The sequence below is a fragment of the Acinetobacter sp. SwsAc6 genome, from assembly GCF_013391565.1.
Lineage (GTDB): Bacteria > Pseudomonadota > Gammaproteobacteria > Pseudomonadales > Moraxellaceae > Acinetobacter > Acinetobacter cumulans.
In genome coordinates, this window is sequence record NZ_JACAXE010000057.1 from 1 (window position 1) to 4,513 (window position 4,513).

General features: G+C 37.4%; 5 protein-coding genes. 4 read left to right on the top strand and 1 reads right to left on the bottom strand.

What is annotated here, in order from left to right:
- Positions 1 to 102 precede the first annotated feature (102 nt).
- The 4 genes from HYG93_RS18910 to HYG93_RS18925 all read left to right on the top strand — a co-directional run bounded on the left by HYG93_RS18910 (position 103) and on the right by HYG93_RS18925 (position 3,596).
- Positions 103 to 423 (top strand): type II toxin-antitoxin system RelE/ParE family toxin, encoded by a 321-nt coding sequence (locus tag HYG93_RS18910; RefSeq protein WP_000897307.1) that lies wholly within the window; start codon positions 103 to 105, stop codon positions 421 to 423.
- Positions 416 to 688 (top strand): NadS family protein, encoded by a 273-nt coding sequence (gene nadS / locus HYG93_RS18915; protein WP_000369781.1) that lies wholly within the window; start codon positions 416 to 418, stop codon positions 686 to 688. Before HYG93_RS18910 ends, nadS begins: the two co-directional genes overlap by 8 nt.
- A gap of 492 nt (positions 689 to 1,180) precedes the next feature.
- Positions 1,181 to 2,656, top strand: a complete 1,476-nt coding sequence (msr(E), locus tag HYG93_RS18920) for an ABC-F type ribosomal protection protein Msr(E) (RefSeq protein WP_000052512.1) — start codon at positions 1,181 to 1,183, stop codon at positions 2,654 to 2,656.
- A gap of 55 nt (positions 2,657 to 2,711) precedes the next feature.
- The gene (locus HYG93_RS18925) at positions 2,712 to 3,596 is read left to right on the top strand and encodes an Mph(E) family macrolide 2'-phosphotransferase (protein ID WP_000155092.1); all 885 of its coding nucleotides are present in this window, start codon (positions 2,712 to 2,714) and stop codon (positions 3,594 to 3,596) included.
- A 189-nt stretch (positions 3,597 to 3,785) separates the two neighbouring features.
- Here the strand turns inward: HYG93_RS18925 and HYG93_RS18930 are convergent, their stop codons facing one another.
- On the bottom strand, positions 3,786 to 4,397 hold the full coding sequence (locus tag HYG93_RS18930; protein ID WP_015060246.1) for a recombinase family protein: 612 nt from the start codon (positions 4,395 to 4,397) through the stop codon (positions 3,786 to 3,788).
- Positions 4,398 to 4,513: the final 116 nt, after the last annotated feature.

Consider the following 4,513-nt stretch of genomic DNA (forward strand, 5'->3'; position numbering starts at 1 on the left):
ATTTAACATAATGGCTGTTATGCGAAACGAGATCTACCAGCTCTCGTTTTTTGTTATGGAAACTGCTAAAATTCAAATACGCCATTGACGTATAAAGAGTCCATGTTATTTATTGAAACCAGCATCTTTACCAAGCAAATTAAAGACCTTGTATCTGATGAGGAATATCGTCAACTTCAGCAAGATCTTTTGGTACAGCCTGATAGAGGTGACCTAATCAAGAATGGCGGTGGTATTCGCAAAGTACGTTGTGCTCAAGGTAACAAAGGGAAAAGTGGTGGGATACGGGTGATTTATTATTGGGTCACCGAGGATGATCAGATCTTTTTCTTAGTGGCTTATCCAAAATCAGTAAAAGATAATTTAACAGATAAGGAAACCGCCATTCTGCACCAACTCGTGAAGGAGCAATTTCATGGATAACAACTTATTTGATGACTTGGTTGCTTCAATCAAAGAAGCTGGAGCTATCAAACGTAAAGAAGTTAAAGCAAGCCGAGTTACAGAACTCGAATTGCCTGATATTAAAGAAGTACGTGAAAAAACTGGCTTGAGCCAAAATGAATTTGCTGCACGTCTACATATTAGCCCCCGTACCCTGCAAAATTGGGAACAGGGACGACGCTATCCAACTGGACCAGCAGCTACATTGATTCGAATTTTAGATGCTCACCCAAGCCTTATTTGAAAAAATTACTTAAAAAATGGGAGCTTAAGGCTCCCATTTTTATTTCGTATAAGGTGTATTATGTTAATTTTAGAAAATCTTCACTACTATTATTTTAAAATAAGCCTTATATCCAAGCATAAAACAAGGTTGTCTAGACTTCTTTTAACAGTAAAGTTATCATAAAACTGAATTTTATTTTTTAGGTAAGTTTATGCATTCTATCCGCATTCGTTAAGACACAACTATTTGCATAGTGACACTATTTTATAATGGTGGGCTTTTGTTGTGTCTTTAAGAATATATGCGGATATATAAAGTAAAAGTATGCTTAATTTATAAGTATGCTTTTAGTGCATAGTTTCCAGTTATAACTTAATTGACTAGCTATTTGTCCACCCTGTGGATGAATAGCTTTTTTTTTGGGAGGACACTGTGATGCTAGCTTTTGTTTTCACCTAAATCCTGTTTGCTGCATAAAAAATTTCAAGAGCTAAACAGGAGTAAATAAAAATGAGTTTAATTATTAAAGCGAGAAACATACGCTTGGATTATGCTGGGCGTGATGTTTTGGATATTGATGAATTGGAAATTCACTCTTATGACCGTATTGGTCTTGTGGGTGATAACGGAGCAGGAAAGAGTAGTTTACTCAAAGTACTTAATGGCGAAATTGTTTTAGCCGAAGCGACATTACAGCGTTTTGGTGATTTTGCACATATCAGCCAACTGGGCGGAATCGAAATAGAAACGGTCGAAGACCGGGCAATGTTATCTCGCCTTGGTGTTTCCAATGTACAAAACGACACAATGAGTGGCGGAGAGGAAACTCGTGCAAAAATTGCTGCCGCATTTTCCCAACAAGTACATGGCATTCTAGCGGATGAACCAACCAGCCACCTTGATCTCAATGGAATAGATCTACTTATTGGTCAACTTAAAGCATTTGATGGAGCATTACTTGTTATCAGTCATGACCGATATTTTCTTGATATGGTTGTAGACAAGATATGGGAGTTAAAAGACGGTAAAATTACGGAATATTGGGGTGGTTACTCGGATTACTTGCGTCAAAAAGAAGAAGAGCGACAACACCAAGCCGTAGAATATGAGCTGATGATGAAGGAACGGGAGCGATTAGAATCTGCTGTGCAAGAAAAACGCCAGCAAGCTAATCGATTAGACAATAAGAAAAAAGGAGAAAAATCCAAAAACTCTACCGAAAGTGCTGGACGACTTGGGCATGCAAAAATGACTGGCACCAAGCAAAGAAAACTGTATCAGGCAGCTAAGAGTATGGAAAAGCGTTTGGCTGCATTAGAAGATATTCAAGCACCAGAGCATTTGCGTTCTATTCGTTTTCGTCAAAGTTCAGCCCTAGAACTGCACAATAAGTTCCCGATTACGGCAGATGGTCTGAGCTTAAAATTTGGTAGCCGTACTATCTTTGATGACGCTAACTTTATAATACCGCTTGGCGCTAAAGTCGCTATAACTGGATCGAATGGAACAGGGAAAACGTCCTTGTTAAAAATGATATCAGAACGTGCTGATGGATTAACCATATCTCCAAAAGCTGAAATTGGCTACTTTACACAAACAGGATATAAATTTAACACGCATAAATCTGTGCTCTCCTTTATGCAGGAAGAGTGCGAGTACACAGTTGCGGAAATTCGTGCAGTATTGGCTTCAATGGGGATCGGAGCGAATGATATTCAAAAAAACTTATCCGACTTATCGGGAGGTGAAATCATCAAACTGCTTTTATCCAAAATGCTTTTAGGAAAATATAATATTTTGCTTATGGATGAACCAGGAAACTATCTTGACCTAAAAAGTATTGCCGCATTAGAAACAATGATGAAGTCCTATGCAGGAACTATTATCTTCGTATCTCATGACAAGCAATTGGTCGATAATATTGCTGACATTATCTACGAGATCAAAGACCACAAAATCATCAAGACTTTTGAGAGAGATTGTTAATGATAGCCAATCTAATCCGAACATTAATTATTGAACTCTTTAAAGGAAATTAAAAATGACAATTCAAGATATTCAATCACTTGCTGAAGCACACGGCTTGTTGCTTACGGACAAAATGAATTTCAATGAAATGGGCATTGATTTTAAGGTCGTTTTTGCTCTTGATACAAAGGGGCAACAATGGTTGCTGCGTATTCCTCGTCGTGATGGCATGAGGGAACAAATCAAGAAAGAAAAACGCATTTTAGAATTGGTAAAAAAACATCTTTCTGTAGAGGTTCCTGATTGGAGAATTTCATCTACAGAATTAGTGGCTTATCCCATACTTAAAGATAATCCTGTTTTAAATTTGGATGCTGAAACCTATGAAATAATTTGGAATATGGACAAAGATAGCCCGAAATACATAACATCTTTGGCAAAAACCTTATTTGAAATCCATAGTATTCCTGAAAAAGAAGTTCGGGAAAATGATTTGAAAATTATGAAACCTTCAGATTTAAGACCTGAAATAGCAAACAATTTGCAGTTAGTAAAATCTGAAATTGGTATAAGTGAGCAATTGGAAACCCGCTACAGAAAATGGTTGGATAATGATGTTCTATGGGCAGATTTCACCCAATTTATACATGGCGATTTATATGCTGGGCATGTACTAGCTTCAAAGGATGGAGCTGTTTCAGGCGTTATTGATTGGTCAACAGCCCATATAGATGACCCAGCGATTGATTTTGCTGGGCATGTAACTTTGTTTGGAGAAGAAAGCCTCAAAACTCTAATCATCGAGTATGAAAAACTAGGGGGTAAAGTTTGGAATAAACTATATGAACAGACTTTAGAAAGAGCAGCGGCCTCTCCTTTGATGTATGGTTTATTTGCCTTAGAAACTCAAAATGAAAGCCTTATCGTTGGAGCAAAAGCTCAGTTGGGAGTTATATAATTTAAAAATATGATTGCTGAGAACTGCCTTGTTTTGAAACTTGGTTGGCTTTAATTAGTTTTTAGTATTCTTTATAGAAAATGCCTCGATCAAGGGGCATTTCTAACAATCATTTAACATAAAATTTCTTATGTGAAGTAACCTGAATGCAGCGGTGCCCCATTGGGGGCGCGTTGAGATAAGCCTCTTTTAGATAACTTTAGCAACTCGATAGACAGTTGCAACTCCACAATTCACTGCTTTGGCAATTTCTTCCTTAGTCATATTGCCAACTACTAGCAATTCTTTTATTCGTTTATGTTTAGCCTCATTTGCCTTCTTGCCTGTTGGTTTGTAACCCGAACGTGCCAGGCCCTGCTTAATACGTTCTATACGTTTCTCATTGTCTAGGCGGGCCATTGTTGCCAGAAGATCAATCAACATATTGTTGATGAGTTCCAAGATTGAATGAGTAATGCTGTCACTGGTTTGAATCATTTGGTAGGTAGTAGGAAGATCTGCTACGACTAAACGAAGTCCCTTCTCCTGGATCCTGCGCTTCAGCTCTTGAAAATCTCGTTGGGTTAGGCGTGATAAGCGGTCAATACTTTCAACTAACAATGTGTCACCTTGATTTGCTTCTGACAGTAGCTTATTCAATTCAGGTCGGTCTAACTTCGTACCACTATAGTTTTCCACGTACACAATGGTTTCACCCAAATTCAAGTTTTGGTTTAGATCCTGAAGAATCTGCAAAGCCCTTTCTGCATCTTGATCTTTAGTTGAAGCTCGTAGATAAATACGTGTATTCATTTCTATCATTTAATCTTAATTCTATTAGATTAATGATAATACTATCATTTAATTATTGCATTAAGTCTAATGATAGATATTGTATGCGATTTGGCTCGCTATCATTCAGGTATAGTCTTTTGATA

Coding starts and splice junctions, on each gene's coding strand:
- HYG93_RS18930 (WP_015060246.1), bottom strand. CDS start 4,397: ATGATAGAAATGAATACACGTATTTATCTACGAGCTTCAACTAAAGAT.
- HYG93_RS18910 (WP_000897307.1), top strand. CDS start 103: ATGTTATTTATTGAAACCAGCATCTTTACCAAGCAAATTAAAGACCTT.
- nadS (WP_000369781.1), top strand. CDS start 416: ATGGATAACAACTTATTTGATGACTTGGTTGCTTCAATCAAAGAAGCT.
- HYG93_RS18925 (WP_000155092.1), top strand. CDS start 2,712: ATGACAATTCAAGATATTCAATCACTTGCTGAAGCACACGGCTTGTTG.